This window comes from Amycolatopsis thailandensis (assembly GCF_002234405.1).
In the GTDB taxonomy this organism is placed as follows: domain Bacteria; phylum Actinomycetota; class Actinomycetes; order Mycobacteriales; family Pseudonocardiaceae; genus Amycolatopsis; species Amycolatopsis thailandensis.
In genome coordinates this window covers 32,173-50,420 of sequence record NZ_NMQT01000067.1, presented here as the reverse complement: position 1 = coordinate 50,420, position 18,248 = coordinate 32,173, and the positions used below count along the sequence as shown (strand labels likewise).

The following is an 18,248-nucleotide window of genomic DNA, read 5'->3' as shown; positions in this document are numbered from 1 at the left end:
ACGCACTTGGGCCCAGGACATGACATGAAAGGCCCCTTCATTGCAAATTTTGCAATGAAGGGGCCTTTCATTGCACAGGGGAAGCGTTAGTGGCAGCCCCACCCCTGACAACTGTCACGCCCACGTCGTGACGCGCGGCCCATGGCCGGACCGCCTGAGCGCGACAAGCTCTAGGCATGCGAGAACAAGACATCACCGCGGGGGCGGCGGTACGACTTTCCGGCCTGCGCAAGCACTATGGCGACGTCCAGGCCGTCGACGGCCTGGACCTGACGATCGCGCCGGGCGAGGTGGTCGCCCTCCTCGGCCCCAACGGCGCGGGCAAATCCACCACGGTCGACATGATTCTGGGCCTGTCCGTGCCCGACAGCGGCACCGTGACCGTCTTCGGGCGGAAGCCGGGCGACGCGGTCGGCGACGGGATGATCGGCGCGATGCTGCAGGGCGGCGCGCTCGTCGAGGATCTCACGGTCGCCGAGACCGTCGGCATGGTCGCCGCGCTGCACCGCAAGCCGATGCCGGTACGCGAGGCGCTGCGCCGCGCCGGGATCGAGGACATCGCGAACCGGCGCTCCACCAAGCTTTCCGGCGGGCAGAAGCAGCGCGTGCGGTTCGCGGTCGCGCTGGTGAGCGACCCGGATCTGCTGATCCTCGACGAGCCCACCGCCGCGATGGACGTCGGCACGCGCCGCGAGTTCTGGAAGTCCATGTACGAGTACACGGACTCCGGTCGCACGGTCCTGTTCGCGACCCACTACCTCGAAGAGGCCGAAGAGTTCGCCGACCGTGTCGTGCTGATGCGGTCGGGACGGATCGTCGCGGACGGTTCGGTCGCGCAGGTGCGTGCGCTCGCAGGGGGACGCACGATCCGCGCGGCGGTGCCCGCGGCGGCGGAGCCGGTGATCGCGGGGCTGCCCGCGGTCACCGGGTTCGAACTCCGGGGCGGCCGCGTCGCGATCTCCAGCTCCGATTCCGACGCCACGCTGCGCGCGCTGATGACCGAAGTCCCCGAAGCGCGTGACATCGAGATCAGCGCCGTCGGCCTCGAAGGCGCGTTCCTTTCCCTGACCACCGACACGGAAAACACCGAGGAAGCCGTCCGATGAACCCGACCTATCTCAAGACCGAGATCGTCCGCACCTTCCGTTCGACGCGGTTCGTGCTCTTCGCCGTCGCCTTCCCGGTGCTGATGTTCCTGTTGCAGGCCAACGTTTTCGGCTCCGCCGAGATGAACATCGCCGGGGTGATCATGGTCAACATGATGGCTTTCGGCACCTTCTCCGCCGCGATGACGAGCGGCGCGAAACTGGCGATCGAAAGGTCCACGGGCTGGCAGCGCCAGCTGCGGCTGACCCCGCTGACCGGCGCCGGTTACCTCGGCGGCAAGGCCCTGTCGGCGATGCTCGTCGCGCTTCCGTCGCTGCTCATCGTTCCGCTGATCGGCGTCCTCTTCCAGGGTGTCCACCTCGACGCCGCGGGCTGGCTGCGGCTGGTGCTCGGTGTCTGGCTCGGCGCGATCCCGCTGGTGCTGCTGGGCCTGCTATTGGGCCAGTTCGGCACCCCGGAGTCGATGCAGCCGATGAACATGATCGTCATGATGGGCATGGGCTTCCTGGGCGGCCTGTGGATCCCCATCGACGGGATGCCGTCGTGGATGGCCGACCTCGCCCAGGTCACGCCGACGTACTGGCTGATCCAGCTGGTCCGCCCGGTCGTCACCGACCATCTGACGGTGAGCCTCCCGGCCGCGCTCGGCGTGCTGGCGGCGTGGACCGTGGTCCTCGGGGCGCTGGTGGTCAGGCGTTACCGTAAAGACAGTGCGCGGGTCTGAGAAAAGGGTGAACTGGTGAACGACTACCCGGGCAGGGTGAAAACGGGCTTGAACAGCCGTGAGAACTGGTGGTCGGACATGCCGCCGCGGACCGGCCGGGGACCCCGGCCGGGGCGGTGGGCGATCCTCGGCATCGCCTTCATCCTGCCCAGCATGGTCCCCGCCGCGGTGGACCTGTTCACCGACGGGGCGACAGCCAAGGAGCTGGTGATCGCCGCTCTCCTGGTCGTCTACGGCTCCTGCTACGTGCTGTTCCCGCTCAGCCTGCGGCCCACCCACCGGAAGACGACCTATGTCGCCTCGGTGGTGATGCTGCTGATCGGCCTCGCCCTGGTCTTCCTGCACGACACCAACCCGTACGTGCTGATCTACGCGACAGCGGTACTCGCTTTCACGCTGCCACCGGCGTGGGCGGTGATCTTGGACGGCGGGGCCCTCCTGCTGGTGCTGGGCGTCCACCTGGCCCTCGGGAGGGACGACTTCGGGGATCTCATCGCGGTCACCTCGATCACGGCGGCGATGTTCTTCATGGCGAACCTGGTCCGCGCGGTGCGGAAACTGGAGGCGGCGAACCGGGAGATCGCGACACTCGCGGTCGCGGGGGAACGCGAGCGCCTGGCGCGGGATCTGCACGACATCCTCGGCCACAGCCTCACCACCATCACGGTCAAGGCCGGGCTCGCCCGGCGGATCCTGGAGAGCGGCAAGGACGATCCCCGCGCGCTGCAGGAGATCAGCGACGTCGAGAACCTGACCCGCAGCGCGCTCTCGGACATCCGCGCCACGGTCTCCGAGTATCGCGAGGTGTCGCTTTCGGCCGAGGTCGCCGGGGCACGGGCGGCGCTGCGGGCGGCCGAGATCGACGCGGACCTGCCGCACGCGGTGGACAACGTCGACCCGTCGTTGCAGCGGACTTTCGGTTACGTGCTGCGGGAAGCGGTGACCAACGTCCTCCGGCACTCCGGGGCGAAGCGGGTCAAGGTCCGCTTCGGCAAGACCTGGCTGGAGATCGAGGACGACGGTGACGGCGGCGAGGTCGAGGAGGGGAACGGGCTGCGGGGGCTCACCGAACGGCTGGCCGCGGTCGGCGGAACCTTGACGGCCACCGCGCCTTCTGCGGGAGGATGGCTCGTCCGCGCGGAGGTACCGGAATCGGCCGTGCGGAGCGGCGCGCGGACGCCGCTCACCGAACCGGCTGGAGGCTGCGCGTGATCCGGGTCCTGCTCGCCGACGACCAGGCCATGGTGCGTGGTGCGTTGGCCACCGTGCTCGGCCTCGAAACCGACATCGAGGTGGTCGCCCAGGTCGGCTCGGGCGACGAGGTGCTCCAGCGGGCGAAGGAAACCGCCCCGGACATCGCGCTGCTCGACGTCCAGATGCCGGGCAAAGACGGTCTCGAAGCCGCCGCCGAGCTGCGCGGCGCGCTGCCGTCGTGCCGGATCATCATCTGCACCACCTTCGGCAGACCGGGTTACCTCTCGCGGGCGATGGCGGCGGGCGCGGCGGGGTTCGTGGTCAAGGACGCCCCGCCGGAGCAGCTCGTCGACGCCGTCCGAAGAGTCCACAGTGGACTTCGGGTGGTCGATCCCGCGCTCGCCGCCGAATCGCTCGCCACCGGCGCGAGCCCGCTGACCGGACGCGAGCACGACGTCCTCGAAGCGGCCAAGGACGGCAGCACGGTGGCCGACATCGCCGGTGCGCTGCACCTTTCCGAAGGCACCGTGCGCAACCATCTTTCGGCCGCGATCGGCAAGACCGGGGCGAGGACGCGGGCCGAAGCGGTGCGGCTCGCGGAAGAGCACGGCTGGCTCTGAGATCGACTCGCGGCTCTGCGAGAATCTCCTTGTGAGTACCGCCGTACGGACCAAGCCCACCCGCGCGAACTGGGTGCGCCGGACCCTGGCGGGGTTCCTGCTGATCGTCGTCGCGGTGATCGGCGGGACGGCGTTCCGCGTCTGGCAGGTCGCGCGGGACGACGTGCGTGACCGCGCCGACGTGATCGTGGTGCTCGGCGCGGCCCAGTACAACGGCAGGCCGTCGGAGATCTTCCAGTCACGGCTGGCCAAGGCGAAGACGCTGTACGACCAGGGCGTCGCGAAGGTCATCGTCACCGCGGGCGGCAAGCGGGCCGACGACAACTACACCGAGGCGCAGGCGGGCGCGCAGTGGCTGCGCAAACGCGGGGTGCCGGAGTCGGCGACGCTGCCGGTCGGCGAGGGCAGCGACACCCTGCGCAGCCTCCGCGCCGTCGCCGATCAGGTGCAGAAGCGGGGCTGGAAGACGGCCGTACTGGTCAGTGACCCGTGGCATTCGTTCCGCGCGCGCGTGATGGCCGACGATCTCGGGCTGGACGCCTGGACGTCGCCCACCCATCGTGGCCCGGTCGTGCAGACCCGCGAGACGCAGGCGCGCTACATCGTCCGCGAGACCGGTGCGCTGCTGTACTACCGTCTCACGAGGTTCCCGGCGGAAGTCTGAGCCCGATAAGTGTCGGTGATCGCGTTTAAGCTGGTCGCGTGGACACCTACACCGAGGCCGACAGGGCGCGTCTGCTGCCCGAGCGGCCCAAGGGCGCGGCGCTGGAGGGCGCGGAGGACGGGCGGAGCGCCTTCGCCCGTGATCGCGCGCGGGTGCTGCACTCGGCGGCCCTGCGGCGGCTGGCCGGCAAGACCCAGGTGGTCGGCCCCGGTGAAGGCGCCGAGGTCAGCGGCGTACCCCGCACCCGGCTGACGCATTCGCTGGAGGTCGCGCAGATCGGCCGCGGCATCGCGGACGAGCTGGGCGCGGACCCGGATCTGGTGGACACCGCCGGGCTCGCGCACGACATCGGGCATCCGCCGTTCGGGCACAACGGCGAGCGCGCGCTGAACGAGGTCGCGCGGTCGTGCGGCGGTTTCGAGGGCAACGCGCAGACGCTGCGGATCCTGACCAGGCTGGAGCCCAAGGTCCTGCTCGAAGGCGGCGCCGTCGGCGGGCTGAACCTCACCCGTGCCTGTCTCGACGCCTCGACGAAGTACCCGTGGCCCCGTGAAGACGGCAATCCGAAGTACGGCGTGTACGCCGACGACGCCGAGGTGTTCGCGTGGGTCCGCGAGGGTGCGCCGGACCGCGCGACCTGTCTTGAAGCGCAGATCATGGACTGGTCCGACGACGTCGCGTACTCCGTGCACGACGTCGAGGACGGGGTGCTGGCCGGCCGGATCTCGTTGTGGGTACTGGCCGACGCCGAGGAGCGCGCGGCGGTGGCCGAGGCCGCGCGCCGGTTCTCGGACCAGTCCCAGTCCACTTTGGAGGGAGCGGCGAAGGAACTGCTCGACCTGCCCGTGGTCGCGGAACTCACCGAGCCGGGGCTCGACGGCTCGCTCAAGGCGCAGGTCGCCCTGAAGCGGCTGACGAGTGAGCTGGTCGGCCGGTTCGCGACGGCGGTCGTCGGCGCGACACGGGAGGTGTACGGCGAGGGGCCGCTGAGCCGCTACGGCGCGCGGCTGGTCGTCCCGGAGCAGGTCGCGGCCGAGGTCGCGTTGTTCAAGGCGCTCGCGCTGCGGTACGTGATGAGCGACAAACGACGTCTCGCGATGCAGGACGGTCAGCGTCAGACGCTCGCCGAGCTGGTCGGGGCGCTGTGCCGCCGCGCGCCGGACGCGCTGGACGGCCTGTTCCTGCCCGCCTGGGAGGCCGCCCCGGACGACGCGGCCCGCCTGCGGGTGGTCGTCGACCAGGTGGCCTCGCTCACGGACGCGCAGGCGTACGCGTGGCACGCCTGGCACACGGGCCGCCACGGCTGAGGACCGAGCCGGGACTGGAGTGACCAGGTACCGCACTCGCGCGATCAGGTACGGATCTCACGGGCTGGAGGGACGGCACGCGTGATCAGACGGACGACACGTGTGTCCGGACGGACGGCGCACGTGATCAGACGGACGACACGTGTGTCCGGACGGACGGCGCACGTGATCAGACGGACGACACGTGTGTCCGGACGGACGACTCGCGGCGGACCCCGGCCGCGAGCCTGTCGTCCGTCTGATCACGCGAGTTACGTGTCTGATCACGCGAGTTCGCCGTCTGATCACATGAGTCACGCCCTCCGGCCCTGTACCGGCGCCACTTGCCTGCCCTGAAGGTAGTGAAGGCCTCCTTCCCTACCTTCAGGGTAGGGAAGGGGGCCTTCACGGACTTGGTGATCGTCACGGTCGTCCCAGAGGCACCAGCAGTCACAGCGGCCGCACGTGAAGGGGGCCTTCATGTACCGCGAGCGGGAAGCACGGCACACCACCGTCGCGTCGGCCCTCGACCAAGAGGGGAACTTTCGGACAGGAGACGGACGGGCGCGTGCACGGTACGGTCTGCGGCATGGGAGCTGTCGAAAGCCACCTCCGGTTTGGTCTGGACCTCTATCGGGTGCTGGCGAGCCGCACGGAGAACGCGTGTTTCTCGCCGTACTCGATCGCGAGCGCGCTCGGCCTGGTGACGCAGGCCGCCAAGGGGAAGACCAGAGAGGAACTGATCGCGCTGCTCGGCGACCCGGACGAGCTCGCCGACCTGCTGGGCAAGGCCTCGTCGCTGCTCGACGACGGTCCCGAACTCGCGGTCGCGAACACGCTCTGGGCCTGGGACGGGCTCCCGCTCGAGAAGTCCTTCCGCGAGGAAATCGCCACGTGGCCGGGCGGCAAGGTCGAGAGCGCCCCGTTCGGCGAAGACCCGGAGGAAGCGCGGCGGCTGATCAACGCCGATGTCGCGGAGGCCACCCGCGAACTGATCCCCGAACTGCTCAAGCCGGGGACGGTCGCGCCGGACACCGTCGCGGCCATCGTCAACGCGTTGTATCTCAAAACCGCTTGGCAGAATCCGTTCTCGCGTGACAACACCGCGCCCGCGGACTTCCACGCGCCGTCCGGCACCCGTACGGTGCCGACGATGTGGCTCGAAAAACAGCTCGACCACACCCACGAGGACGGCTGGCAGGTCGTCCGCCTCGGCGCCGAGGGCGGGGTGGAGGCGATCATCCTGCTGCCGGACGGCGAACTCGACGACGCCGAGCTCGACGCGGGCAAGCTGTCGGGACTGCTGGAGAACACGCGGTCCAAGACGCTCGCCCTGTCACTGCCGAAACTGGACCTGGACGTCGACAGCCCGCTCACGGCGAAACTGAAGGAACTCGGCGTGCGGACGATGTTCACCGGCGACGCCGATCTCACCGGGCTCGCCGACGACGACCGGCTCGAAGTGTCCGACGTCCTCCATCAGTCCGTGTTGCGCATCGACGAACAGGGCCTCGAAGGGGCCGCCGCGACGGCGGTGCTGATGCGGCTGACGTCGATCATGGTCGAGGAGCCCTTGGAAGTCGCCGTCGATCGTCCCTTCCTTCTGCTCGTCAGGCATGCCTCGACGGGTGTGATCTACTTTCTCGCCCGCGTTGTCGAGCCGTGAGGACGGTCAGTGAGTCTTTTCCAGGCTGAGGCGGTCGTGGAGGCCGACGAGACTCCCACGAGACCCCGCAGGTTCGCGGCCGCCGACGCCGCCATCATGGGCGCCTTCGTGCTGTTCGCCTTCCTGCTCTACAACGGGCTTTGGCTCGATCTCGAAGAGGGCTACCTCTGGAACAGCGCGTCGGACCAGAACCTGTGGGAGTGGTTCTTCTCCGTCACCGCGGACAACGTGCTGCACCTGAGGAACCCGCTCAGCTCGCACTTCCAGAACCATCCGCTCGGCGTGAACCTGATGGCCAACACGGCCATGCTCGGCATCGGCATCCCGCTTTCGCCGATCACGCTCACCTTCGGCCCGACGCTCACCTGGGCCATCGCGCTCACCGGCGGTCTCGCCGGCACGGCCGCCGCCTGGTACTGGGTCTTCTCGCGGCATCTGGTCACCCACCGGGTCGGCGCGGCCATCGGCGGCGCGTTCGTCGGGTTCGCCCCGCCGATGATCTCGCACGGCAACGCGCACCCGAACTTCGTCGCGTGGTTCGTGCTGCCGTTCATCGCGTTGCTGATCTTCAAGATCGCCCGCGGTGAGCGCCCGGTCCGCAACGGGATCTTCCTGGGCCTGCTGGCGGCGTACCAGATCTTCCTCGGTGAAGAACCGCTGCTGATCTTCGCGATGGCGTTCGCGATCTTCGCCATCGCCTATTTCGCGACGAACCACCGCGAGTTCCGGCCGATGGCGAAACCGCTCGGGATCGGCGTCGGCATCGGTGTCCTCGTGGCGCTCGTGCTGTGCGCGTATCCGCTGTGGTGGCAATTCTTCGGCCCGCAGAGCTATCAGGCGATCGAACACGGCCCCGTCGGGAACGACACGGCCGCCTTCACCCGTTTCGCGACGCAGTCGGTCGCCGGGCAGCCGCAGGCCGCCGCGGACGTGTCGATGAACCGCACCGAGGAGAACGCGTTCTTCGGCTGGCCGCTGATCGTGCTGATGGTGGTCATCACCGTCTGGCTGTGGCGCGAGGTGTTCGCGCGGGCGCTGGCGATCTCGATGTTCGTGATGGCCTGGCTCTCACTCGGTGTACAGCTCGTGGTCGTGCACGAGGAGAGCGGGATCCCGGGGCCGTGGAAGCTCCTGTCGGAACTGCCGCTGTTCGAATCGCTGCTGGAATCCCGGCTCGCGATGGGGTGTATCCCGCTGATCGGCGCGCTGCTGGCCTTGGCGACCGAACGCGTCTACGAGGTCGCGTCGAAGCTGCCGGAAGTGCCGGGGGAGCGGCGGTTCCCGTTGCGGCTGGTGTGGATCGGCGTCGTCATCGCGGTCCTGCTGCCGATCGCGCCGACCCAGCTGATCGTGAAGGAACGGCCGCCGACGCCGAAGTTCCTCGCCGACGGCACTTGGCGGTCCTACGTCGCGCCCGGCGGGACAGTGGTGCCCGTGCCGCTGCCGAGTTCCGGCGAATCCGAGCCGCTGCACTGGCAGATCGACGCGGGACTCGGTTATTCGATGCCGGAAGGCTATTTCGTCGGGCCGAGCGGCCCGGACGACAAACGTGGCCGCTACGGCGCCATCCAGCGGCCGACGTCGGTCATCTTCGACCAGATCAAGCAGACCGGGGTGCCCGCGACGATCACCGAATCGCAGCGCGTGCAGGCGCTGGAGGATCTGCGGTACTGGAACGCCGACGTCCTCGTGCTGATCCCGCGCGAACACCAGGACGCTTTCCGGGCCACGGTGGATCTGCTGCTGCGCAAGCCCGCCGAGTTCGTCGACGGCGTCTGGGTCTGGGACGTCCGGACGATCACGCCCTGACTTCCCGCATTTCGTCCTCTGAATGCGGTAGTTGGTAAAGCGAACTACCGCATTCAGAGGACGAAATGCGAAGGACGTCAGGTCCAGGGGGCGAGCGGGTACCACGGCAGGATGCCCCGGAACTGGAGCATCCGCACGTTCCAGTAGAACAGCGTGAACACGCCGGTGAAGATCAGCGCGCCCGCGGTCAGCGCCACGATCCGCCCCGGCCTCGCCGCCAGCCATCGCCGCAACCCGCCGCCCGCGACGTTGACCAGGATCAGCAGGATCGCCATCACCAGGATGTTCCCCACCGATTGCAGCGTGAACGCCGCCGCGCCGTAGAGCGGGTTCCCGCTTTCCGCGGCGTCGCGGAAGATCTGCCGGAACAGCACCCACGGCCGCCCGATCAGGAACGCGCCGATCAACGCGCCCAGGAACACCGTGCGAGCACGCGCGGAGAACGGATCGCGGACGTAGCCGAGCTGCGCGAGTCCCAGGTACGTCAGCGAAATCCCGATGAGACCGAACACCAGCATCGACTGGACGTTGCGCGCCGTCAGCTCGCCCAGCGGCGCCTGATCGCCGGTGAACTGCGGCATCTTCGTGCCCACCAGGCTGACGACGACGCCGTAGAGCGCGGACACGGCGATCATCCCGGCGGCCAGCAGCCGCAGCGGGGCGAGGGTCGCGCGGAACCGGGCCCAGCGGCCGCCGTCGGTGCCCAGCATCGGTGACATGGCCCCGAAAACCGCGACGTTGCAGCCGGTGAAGGTCCCCGCGAGACCGGATACGAACGCGTACACCACTCCCGTGACGACGCCGTCGATCGGCGATTGCGCGGGCTTGCCCAGCACGGCTTCGGTGACGCCGCCGCCGATCACCGTGTCGACGAACTGCGCGGACCACACGGTGGTCAGCACGAAGCCCGCGAGAGCGCTGACGAGCACCACGCGCCGCCGGTTCACCTCGGTTTCGAGCGCGGTCATCGCGCACCCGCCGGGCGGTGCACGACGAACGGTTCCGTGTTGCCCTCGATGCCCCAGACGCCACCGGAAACGCCGAGCCCGCTCCATTTCGAGCCCGCGAACGGCTCGTCGAGGGACATGGCCAGATGCTCGTTGACCCAGACCGTCCCGCCTTCGAGCCGCATCGCGACGTCGGCGGCGCGCTCTTCGTCCGTGCCCCACACCGATCCGCACAAGCCGAACTTCGTGGCGTTCGCGAGCCCGACGGCTTCGTCCACTGTGGAGCATCGAACGATCGGCAGTACCGGGCCGAACTGCTCCTCGGTCACCACCCGCATGCCGTCGTGCGCCTCGGCGAGGATCGCCGGGGCGAAGAAGTACCCGGGCCCGTCGAGCCGTCCGCCGGTGACGAGCCGCGCGCCGTCCGACCGCGCTTCCTCGGTGAGACCGATGACGCGGTCGTACTGCGGCCGGTTGTTCACCGGGCCGATCCGCGTCCCGGGCGTCCGCCCGTCGCCCACCACGACCTCCGTCGCCAAAGCGGCCAGCGCCTCGACGACGCCGTCGTACGCGGAACCGACGGCGTAGACCCGTTTGATCGCCATGCAGATCTGCCCGCAGTTGGCGAAAGCGCTCCAGAACAGCTTTTCCGCGAGGAGAGCCGTGTCGGCGCAGGGAAGGATGATCGCCGGATCGTTTCCGCCCAGCTCCAGCGTCAGCCGCTTCAGATCGGCCGCGGCCGCCGCGGCCACGTGCTTCCCCGTGGCGACGGAACCGGTGAAGTTGATCTTCCGGATCCCGGGATGCGTCACCAGATGCTCGCCGAGCGGGTCCTGCCCGGTGAGCACGGTCAGCACGCCCGGCGGCAGTACCTCCGCCAGCATCCGGCCCAGGTGCAGGGTGGTGAGAGGGGTGTGCGGCGACGGTTTGAGCACCACCGTGTTCCCCGCGGCGAACGCCGGCGCGAGTTTCGCGACGGCCAGTTGCACGGGGAAGTTCCACGGCGTGATCGCGGCCACCGGCCCCAGCGGACGCCGGTGCACCTCGGCCTGGCCGACGACCCGGGGTTCGATCCGCAGACCGGCGAAGTACCGGAACCGTGCCGCCGCCCTGGTGAACTCGGCTTCGGCTTCCCGAAGCGGTTTTCCTTGTTCCTCGGTCAGTACGGGGGCCAGCACGGGCGCGGCCTCCTCGACGACGGCGGCGCACGACATCAGCGCCGCGTGCCGGTCCGTGACCCGCCACGCCGGCCAGGCGCCGACGGCGGCGCGGACCGCTTTGTCGACGTCGGCCGGTCCGGCGTCCGGGACGGTCGTGATCCGCTGCCCGTTCGCGGGATTCTCGACGGCGAGCATCAGTCCTCCGCGCCGAGCAGTTTGGACGGGTTCACCGAACTCGTCGTGTGGACCTCGTCCTTGGTGAGCCCGAAGGCCTCCATATGCGCGCGCAGCAGCCGCAGCGCCTCGACCGTGTTGGGGAACAACGGTTCCCCGGCGTCGCTGGACAGCGTGACGTACTCGGTGCCGAGCGCTTGGATGGTCCGGCACATCTCGGCCGGGTCGACGCCGAGCAGCGGCGAGATCTCGTCGTAGGTGAAGTTCAGGTAGATACCGGCGGAAGTGAGTTCCCGCATCTGCGCCGGCGAGAGATCGATGAACGGGCTGAACGGATGGTCGATGACCGCCTTCGTGATGCCGAGGTCGCGGACCTGCTCGGCCATCTCCCAGATCTCGGCGTGGGTGGCGTGCGCGAACGAGATCATCACGTCGTGGTCCGCGACCATCTTGAACACCTCGCGGTACTCGGGTTTGAGTTTCCCGTGCTCGTCGAGGGTGTACGTGCCGACGCGCAGCGCCTTGTCCCACGGCAGCGGATCGGTCCACACACTGGGTTCCTCGCCCCACCAGCCGCTCATACCGCCGACCTTGCTCAAGGTGTTGGCGCTGCGGAACACCGGCATCCACACCGCCGAGACGCCGTCGGCCAGCTGCCTGCGCGCCTGTTCCGGGATGGACAGGCCCATGGTGTCGGTGGTGATCCAGCCGGACCACAGCCGCGACGGCGGCACGTCTGCCTCGTCGCACCACTTGCGCAGTTCGCCTTCGACCTCGCGGACGACACCGGCGGGACCGGCGACGTCGGTGCGGGCCCGCCAGACGATGCTCTTGAACAGCAACCCTTTCACGCCGCTGGCGGACGCGAGTTTCGCGATCGACAGGCCATCCTGTTGCCCTTCGTGACCGTGGCAGTGGATGTCGACGGCGCCTTCGACGCCGAACACCGCGGGCGGCACGAGAACGTCGCCCCGGTAGCCCATCCGGGCCCGGTAGGAGGACAGGAACCGGTCGTGCGGGGCGTTGTTCCGCCGCCGCAGCTTCGCCTCCGCCAGGTATTCCTTCTCGTCGTCCATTTCGGCCGCGTCGTTCATCCCCGCACCCGTCCTTCCGCGTCGTGGGTCGCGAAATACCTTTGGGCAAGCCGTTTCCGGCGCGCGTCGAGCACCATGTAGGTGCCGAGCACCAGCTGGACGACGTCGCGCCGGACCTCCCCGGCGCGGTCACGCACCCGGAGATACCGCAACAGCCGCCGATCCGATCCGGGGTCGTCCACCGGCCGCAGCACGCACGGCCCCCGGTTGGGGATCGAGCGGACGTGGGTCGCCGTGGAACTCAGGAGGTACCGCGACAGCACGGCTTTCGCGACCGCGCGCATCGTCGGCGGCACTATTCCCTTGGCGGGGCAAGGCCGGTTCGCGGTGACACCGAACGGGATGTGGTTCGCCCGCGACGCGGTGTGGCGCTCCCAGCGATCCGGGTCGAACCGCTCCGGATCGGCGAACCCGCTCGCGTGGAAGTCCGCGTAGTTGAAGCACAGCACCGAACCGGCGGGCAACGTCGTGTGCTCGTCGACGGTGATCTCACCCGAGCTGATCCGGTGCGCGATCCCGAACAGCGGGTACCGGCGGAAGGATTCGGACAGCACGCGGTCGAGGTAGGCATCGCCGGATTCGGTCCGCAGGCGTGCCTGCACCTCCGGATGGTGCGCGATGGCCAGCAGCAGATGGGTCATCGCCTCCGAGGACTGCACGACGGCGGTGTTGAAGAAGGTGCCCTGCAGGTACAGGACCTGTTCTTCGGGGGAAAGCCGTCGCGGGAGCGGCAAAGGACGCTCGCTCAGCTTTTCCGTCAGGTACCGGGTGAGCGCCGCCCGCCGGTTCATGTGCCGCAGTCCCAGGCATTTCAGCGCGGTGACGACGTCGGTCGCGTTGGCCACGATCAGGTCCCGCGCCCGCCGGGGGCACGGTTCGCCGAACACCAGCTCGTAGTAGAACTCCGCCCAGATCGGCATCATCTCGTCGCGCAGGCGGACAAGCCGGACGCGTTTCGGTTTCTCGTCCAGTACCCGTTCCGCGGCCCGCGTGGCGCGTTCGGCGCTTTCGGCGTGCGGGCGCGCGAGGAAGCGCCGGGTGGTGCGGGCGACGTCGTCGTAGCGCTCACCGGGTTCGAGATGTTCTTGGTGGACTTGGGGTCCCGGGGCCAGCCAGTACCAGAAGAGGTCGGACAGGACGGCGCCCTCGCTGCGGCCGTCGGCGTTCGGATGCGCGTAGACCTCGCGGAAATGCTCGACGCCGACGGTGTCCCCGGGGATCGGCACCGCCTCCTGGCCGTTGACCCTGGCGAAGACCCAGTTCCGGAGCGCGGTCAGCGCCATGACACCTCCTCCACCAGGTCGCGGCGGACGGCGGCGGGGTCGGCGTACCCGCACAAGGCCAGTGCGTTGACGATTTCCCGGCGCAGCAGGTCCAGGACCTTCGTGACGCCGGCTTCCCCGTCGTAGGCGAGACCCCAGACGACCGGTCGGCCGATCGCCACCGCCCGCGCCCCCAGCGCGAGCGCCTTGACGACGTCCGTGCCGCGGCGGACGCCGCCGTCGAGCAGGACCGGCACGCGGCCTTCGACGGCGTCGGCGATCCGGGGGAGCAGGCGGATCGACGGCGGGGTGGTGTCGAGCTGCCGCCCGCCGTGATTGGACACGATCACGCCGTCGGCGCCGTGATCGGCGGCGAGCCGGGCGTCGTCGGGGTGGAGCACGCCTTTGACCAGGATCGGCAGCGACGTGGTCTCGCGCAGCCACTCGAGGTGCCGCCACGAGATCTCGGGCGAGAGCACGACGTTGCGGACCTCGCCTGCCTGCTCGCGCAGGTTCGGGCAGTTCATCCCGGGCGGAAGATCGTGGAAGTCGTTGCGGTCGTTGCGTTCGTGCCTGCCGAGCGCGGGGGAGTCGGCGGTGACCACCAGCGCGCGGCAGCCCGCGGCCTCCGCCCGCCGGACGATCGCTTCGGTGAAACCCAGGTCGGGCTGAAGGTAGAGCTGGAACCAGATCGGCGGTTCGTGCTCGGAGGACACTTTGCGGGCTTCGGCGGCGATGTCCTCGATGGCCACCGTCGACAGCATCGCCGAGATCAGGATCGTGCCCGCGGCCGCCGCCGCGCGGGCGGTGGCGCGTTCGCCCTCGGGATGCGCGAGTTCGTGGAACGCCGTCGGCGCCAGCAGGACCGGCATCGACACGCGTTCCCCGAGGACGGTGACTTCCGGCGACGGGTCGCCCGCGCCGGTCAGGACCCGGGGGAGGAGCGCCAGCCGGGCGAACGCGGATTCGTTGCCCCGCACGGTGACCTCGTCCTGCGCGCCGCCGGCGAAGTAGTCGTCGCGGACCCTGTCGAGCAAGGCCCGCGCGGCCTGCTCGACCTCGCGGAGGTTGACCGGCCCGGTCACCGGACGGCCACCATCTCGCGGACCGGCGCGCGGTAGTCGGCCTCGCCCGTCCAGTCGTTGGCGACGTCCTCGGGCAGATGCCGGGTCTCGACGAGTTCGCCGTCGACGTACCGGCGCAGCACGGGATGCATGTAGAGCGACTCGGTCGCGGGGTCGTCCTCCCAGGCGCGCCCGGCGGTGACGTCGAAGGGGTCGATTTCGGGATAGCCCGAGCCGTACTCCAGGGTGATCGTGACGAAACGCCTGCCGGGCCGCTCCGCGAGGGCGAGACCGGCCGGGACCTCCTCCAGCAGCCGGGACGTGCCGTCTTCGTTCAGCACCAGCACGTCGGCGAGGAAACCGAACTGGTTCCACAGCCCGGAACTGCGGTTCACCCGCGCCAGGATCGCGCCCGCCACGACGTCCGGATCGGCGGGCAGGTCCTCGCCCGGCCAAGCGGTGCCCTCGTAGCGTTGTTCGAGCACGTGGTGCAGGGCGCGGACGCCGTAGCGGAAGCCGTGCAGGACGCTGCTGGTGAACTTGCGGCGGTCGAGGACCTGGGTCAGCGTGCCCGCGAAGTACAGGCCCGGCACGGTCGTCGATTCCCAGGCCTGGGTCAGTTCGGCGAACCGGTCGTTCATCGTCAGGCGCGGTCGCACCCGGTCGGTGAAGATGCCGGTGTCCATCCGGAACCCGGTGCAGGTGATCGCCCGGTCGTAGACCAGCGTCACGGTCTTCGGCCTGCGGGAATAACGGAGGGTCACATGGTATTCCGCGTCGCGGAGTTCGATCTTTTCCACGGTGGCGTCGAGGACCAGGTTCTGCGATTTCAACTGATAGGTGTCGAGGAAGTTGTTGTTCACCGCGCGCAGATCGCCGGAGAAATGCGTGCGCCAGGCGAACCGGAGCGACTCCGGGCCGAGAACGTGGATCAGTGCCGCGTTCGCGACGAGATTGTCGGCGGTTTCGAACGCCGAGTTCCCCTTGCCCAGGATCAGCACCCGTTGATCGGTGAAATCCCGGGGATCGACCGAAACATCGTTGTACGATTCCGTCGTTTCGATTCCGGGGACGGCGGGGACGTACGGGCGGGCGAGTCCGGTCGCGACGATGACCCGTTTCGCGGAGTAGGTCCGGCCGACGTCGGTGGTGACCCGGAATTCGGTGTCCCGGTCGATCGAGGTCACCCGTGTCCCGTATTCGACCTGAACGCCCGTTTTCGCCGCGTAGTCGGCGAAGTAGTCGACAAGGAGGTCCGCCGAGGGGAAGTATTCCTCGGTGTACCGGGTGAACCGCAGGTCCGGATCGTCGGACAGCAGCGAGTTCCAGTCCATCCGCAGATTCAGTTCGGGATCGGCCCAGCCGGTGTGCGGTTTGTTGATCGAGATCAGTTTCCGGTGCCGCGGAAATGTGCGGAAGTACGAGCCGGGTGCGTCTTCCGCTTCCAGTACGACATGATCTCTTCCGGCTCGCTGGAGGAAATGTCCGAGTTGAAGGCCGGCCGGGCCCGCGCCGATGACGAGGTAGTCCATGTGTTTCCTCCGATGGGAGAGAGCGGAGGGATCGCCGAATAAACCGATGTGGCGGCACCGGTTCTTCGAGGGGATTGCTGATCGTCAGCGTACCTTCGATGATCGAATGGGGGTTCCGGCGAAAAGGCTAATCGTCACCTACCCAGGCGGGCGATGACTAAAGTAGGTTCGACAGCATACCGACAGTAAGTTCTTCAATTCGTCCCGTTCCCCGGGAATCGTAATGGGCCGATCCGACGGTTCCCGATCCCGCTCCGTGATCGGGAAGGGCGAGTGGCCCACGTCACCCGGGAGCGGCTGTCACGTCCTCGCGGGCCATCTCGTCCACCTGGTGATCGCAACCGCACGAGGAGGACATCATGCCGCGTATTCCCGCCGTCAAGACCGCCGAAGCCGGCTTCCTGCTGAAGCTGATCTACAAATTCGCCGGGAAGCGCTTCGGTGCCGTACCCGAGCCGATGGCCGTCTACGCGCACCACCCGGCGCTGCTGCGCGCGAACGGTGTGCACGAGATGCTGGCGGAAAAGGCCAGCAAGACACTGCCGTCGAACGTGCGCGAGCTGGCCGTGTACCGCGTCGCGACCCAGCTGGGCTGCTCGTGGTGCATCGATTTCGGGACCATGCTGCAACTGCACGAAGGGCTCGACATCGAACGGCTGAAGAACATCGACGACTACGCGAAGTCGCCCGCCTTCACCGCGCAGGAACGGCTCGCGCTCGCGTACGCCGACGCGATGACCGCGAGCCCGGTGACCGTCACCGACGAACAGGTCGCCGAACTGGAACGAGAGTTCGGCCGCAAGGGCGTCATCGAGCTGACCTACCAGATCGGGCTGGAGAACATGCGTGCCCGGATGAACAGCGCGCTCGACATCACCGCGCAGGGTTTCACCTCGGGCGACGCCTGCAAGATCCCGCTGCCCTGACTCCCCGCGTTTAGTCCTCTGAATGCGCTCAGAGCGCATTCAGAGGACTAAACGCGGTCAGGATCCGACGCGGGTGCGGGCGGTGGTGAGCTTGTCCGGGTTCGCCATGTCGTAGATCTCCACGATCTTCCCGTCGCGGATGACGAAGGCGTCGACGTGCTCGTCGAGCGCCCGGTACCCCTCCGAAGCGGCCTGCGGCGGGATGTAGAGCCCGAGGTCGCCGTTGACCAGCGCGAGCCTCGCCTGCTCGATCCCGGCTGGGTCGTACATCCGCATGAGCCCCTGGAACAGCCGGGTGACCTTGTCGAAGCCGGCGACCGTGTGGACCGCCGTGCGCGCCTTGCCGCCGCCGTCGCCGACGAGGACGACGTCCGGGTGCAGCACCTCGGCCACCGCCTGGATGTCGCCGGTGAGCATCGCGGTCATGAACTTCTCGATGATCTGCTGCTGCTCGGCGAGCGCCGTCCGGGGCGGCGGATCCGCGTCGGCGACCGCGCGGCGGCCGCGTGAACCGTGCTGGCGCGCGGTCTCCACCGTGCAGCCCAGGATCTCGGCGATCTCACCGAACGGCACCGAAAACGCGTCGTGCAGGACGAACGCGACGCGCTGCTCGGCGGTCAGTCGGTCGAGGACCACCATCGCCGCCATCCGCATGCCGTCGTCGCGGACCGCGACGGTCAGCGGGTCCTCCGACGACGGCGTGCCCAGCGGGCCGAGCACCGGCTCGGGCAGCCACTCGCCGACGTACCGCTCGCGGCGCACCGCCGCCGACCGCAGCCTGTCGAGGCAGATCCGGCTGACGACGGTGGTCAGCCAGCCCTTGTGGTCCTCGATGGCCGCGCGGCGGCGCTCGTCGAGGCCGCTCAGCCGCAGCCAGGACTCCTGGACCGCGTCCTCGGCGTCGGACAGCGCGCCGGTGAGCCGGTAGGCGACCGACACCAGATGGGGGCGCAGCGCGGCGAAGTTCCCGGCGAGTTCGTCCAGGGCGGTGCTCATTCCCCGAGTGTGCCGCACAGTGC

16 protein-coding genes are annotated in these 18,248 nt (G+C 68.9%); 9 read left to right on the top strand and 7 right to left on the bottom strand.

Translation table 11 applies throughout. The features are described from left to right. Positions 1-176: 176 nt before the first annotated feature. From CFP71_RS19405 to CFP71_RS19370, 8 genes are all read left to right on the top strand, one after another. On the top strand, positions 177-1,106 hold the full coding sequence (locus CFP71_RS19405) for an ABC transporter ATP-binding protein (protein WP_167406188.1): 930 nt from the start codon (positions 177-179) through the stop codon (positions 1,104-1,106). Further along, on the top strand, positions 1,103-1,831 hold the full coding sequence (locus CFP71_RS19400) for an ABC transporter permease (RefSeq protein WP_093935282.1): 729 nt from the start codon (positions 1,103-1,105) through the stop codon (positions 1,829-1,831). The genes CFP71_RS19405 and CFP71_RS19400 overlap by 4 nt, the downstream gene beginning before the upstream one ends. A gap of 15 nt (positions 1,832-1,846) precedes the next feature. Further along, positions 1,847-3,043, top strand: coding sequence for a sensor histidine kinase (locus CFP71_RS19395; RefSeq protein WP_093935281.1), 1,197 nt, complete (start codon positions 1,847-1,849; stop codon positions 3,041-3,043). Next, positions 3,040-3,645, top strand: coding sequence for a response regulator transcription factor (locus tag CFP71_RS19390; protein ID WP_093935280.1), 606 nt, complete (start codon positions 3,040-3,042; stop codon positions 3,643-3,645). The genes CFP71_RS19395 and CFP71_RS19390 overlap by 4 nt, the downstream gene beginning before the upstream one ends. Before the next feature lie 31 nt (positions 3,646-3,676). Next, on the top strand, positions 3,677-4,309 hold the full coding sequence (locus CFP71_RS19385; RefSeq protein WP_093935279.1) for a YdcF family protein: 633 nt from the start codon (positions 3,677-3,679) through the stop codon (positions 4,307-4,309). A 38-nt stretch (positions 4,310-4,347) separates the two neighbouring features. Beyond that, positions 4,348-5,616, top strand: a complete 1,269-nt coding sequence (locus tag CFP71_RS19380) for a deoxyguanosinetriphosphate triphosphohydrolase (protein WP_093935278.1) — start codon at positions 4,348-4,350, stop codon at positions 5,614-5,616. A 568-nt stretch (positions 5,617-6,184) separates the two neighbouring features. Further along, on the top strand, positions 6,185-7,261 hold the full coding sequence (locus CFP71_RS19375) for a serpin family protein (protein WP_093935277.1): 1,077 nt from the start codon (positions 6,185-6,187) through the stop codon (positions 7,259-7,261). 9 nt (positions 7,262-7,270) lie between these two features. Further along, positions 7,271-9,070 (top strand): DUF6541 family protein, encoded by a 1,800-nt coding sequence (locus CFP71_RS19370; protein ID WP_093935276.1) that lies wholly within the window; start codon positions 7,271-7,273, stop codon positions 9,068-9,070. A gap of 77 nt (positions 9,071-9,147) precedes the next feature. Here CFP71_RS19370 and CFP71_RS19365 read toward each other — a convergent pair whose 3' ends face one another. From CFP71_RS19365 to CFP71_RS19340, 6 genes are read right to left on the bottom strand one after another with little or no spacing between them, the layout of a single operon-like run. Beyond that, positions 9,148-10,038 carry a hypothetical protein gene (locus CFP71_RS19365; RefSeq protein ID WP_093935275.1) on the bottom strand — a complete coding sequence of 297 codons (891 nt, stop codon included), beginning with the start codon at positions 10,036-10,038 and terminating at the stop codon, positions 9,148-9,150. Further along, positions 10,035-11,372 carry an aldehyde dehydrogenase family protein gene (locus CFP71_RS19360; RefSeq protein WP_093935274.1) on the bottom strand — a complete coding sequence of 446 codons (1,338 nt, stop codon included), beginning with the start codon at positions 11,370-11,372 and terminating at the stop codon, positions 10,035-10,037. Before CFP71_RS19360 ends, CFP71_RS19365 begins: the two co-directional genes overlap by 4 nt. Next, positions 11,372-12,445: a DUF6282 family protein gene (locus CFP71_RS19355; protein WP_093935273.1), complete on the bottom strand. Its 1,074-nt coding sequence runs from the start codon at positions 12,443-12,445 to the stop codon at positions 11,372-11,374. Before CFP71_RS19355 ends, CFP71_RS19360 begins: the two co-directional genes overlap by 1 nt. Further along, the gene (locus CFP71_RS19350) at positions 12,442-13,728 is read right to left on the bottom strand and encodes a cytochrome P450 (RefSeq protein WP_093935272.1); all 1,287 of its coding nucleotides are present in this window, start codon (positions 13,726-13,728) and stop codon (positions 12,442-12,444) included. Before CFP71_RS19350 ends, CFP71_RS19355 begins: the two co-directional genes overlap by 4 nt. Then, a complete protein-coding gene (locus CFP71_RS19345; protein WP_093935271.1) occupies positions 13,719-14,792 on the bottom strand; it encodes an alpha-hydroxy acid oxidase in 1,074 nt (357 codons plus the stop codon). The genes CFP71_RS19350 and CFP71_RS19345 overlap by 10 nt, the downstream gene beginning before the upstream one ends. Then, complete coding sequence (locus tag CFP71_RS19340) at positions 14,789-16,303, bottom strand: FAD-dependent oxidoreductase (protein WP_093935270.1); 1,515 nt, start codon at positions 16,301-16,303, stop codon at positions 14,789-14,791. The genes CFP71_RS19345 and CFP71_RS19340 overlap by 4 nt, the downstream gene beginning before the upstream one ends. Before the next feature lie 359 nt (positions 16,304-16,662). On the opposite strand from CFP71_RS19340, the gene CFP71_RS19335 reads away from it, so the two are divergent. Continuing rightward, positions 16,663-17,229, top strand: a complete 567-nt coding sequence (locus CFP71_RS19335; RefSeq protein WP_093935269.1) for a carboxymuconolactone decarboxylase family protein — start codon at positions 16,663-16,665, stop codon at positions 17,227-17,229. A gap of 57 nt (positions 17,230-17,286) precedes the next feature. Here the strand turns inward: CFP71_RS19335 and CFP71_RS19330 are convergent, their stop codons facing one another. Beyond that, on the bottom strand, positions 17,287-18,225 hold the full coding sequence (locus CFP71_RS19330; RefSeq protein WP_093935268.1) for a sigma-70 family RNA polymerase sigma factor: 939 nt from the start codon (positions 18,223-18,225) through the stop codon (positions 17,287-17,289). Positions 18,226-18,248 lie beyond the last annotated feature (23 nt).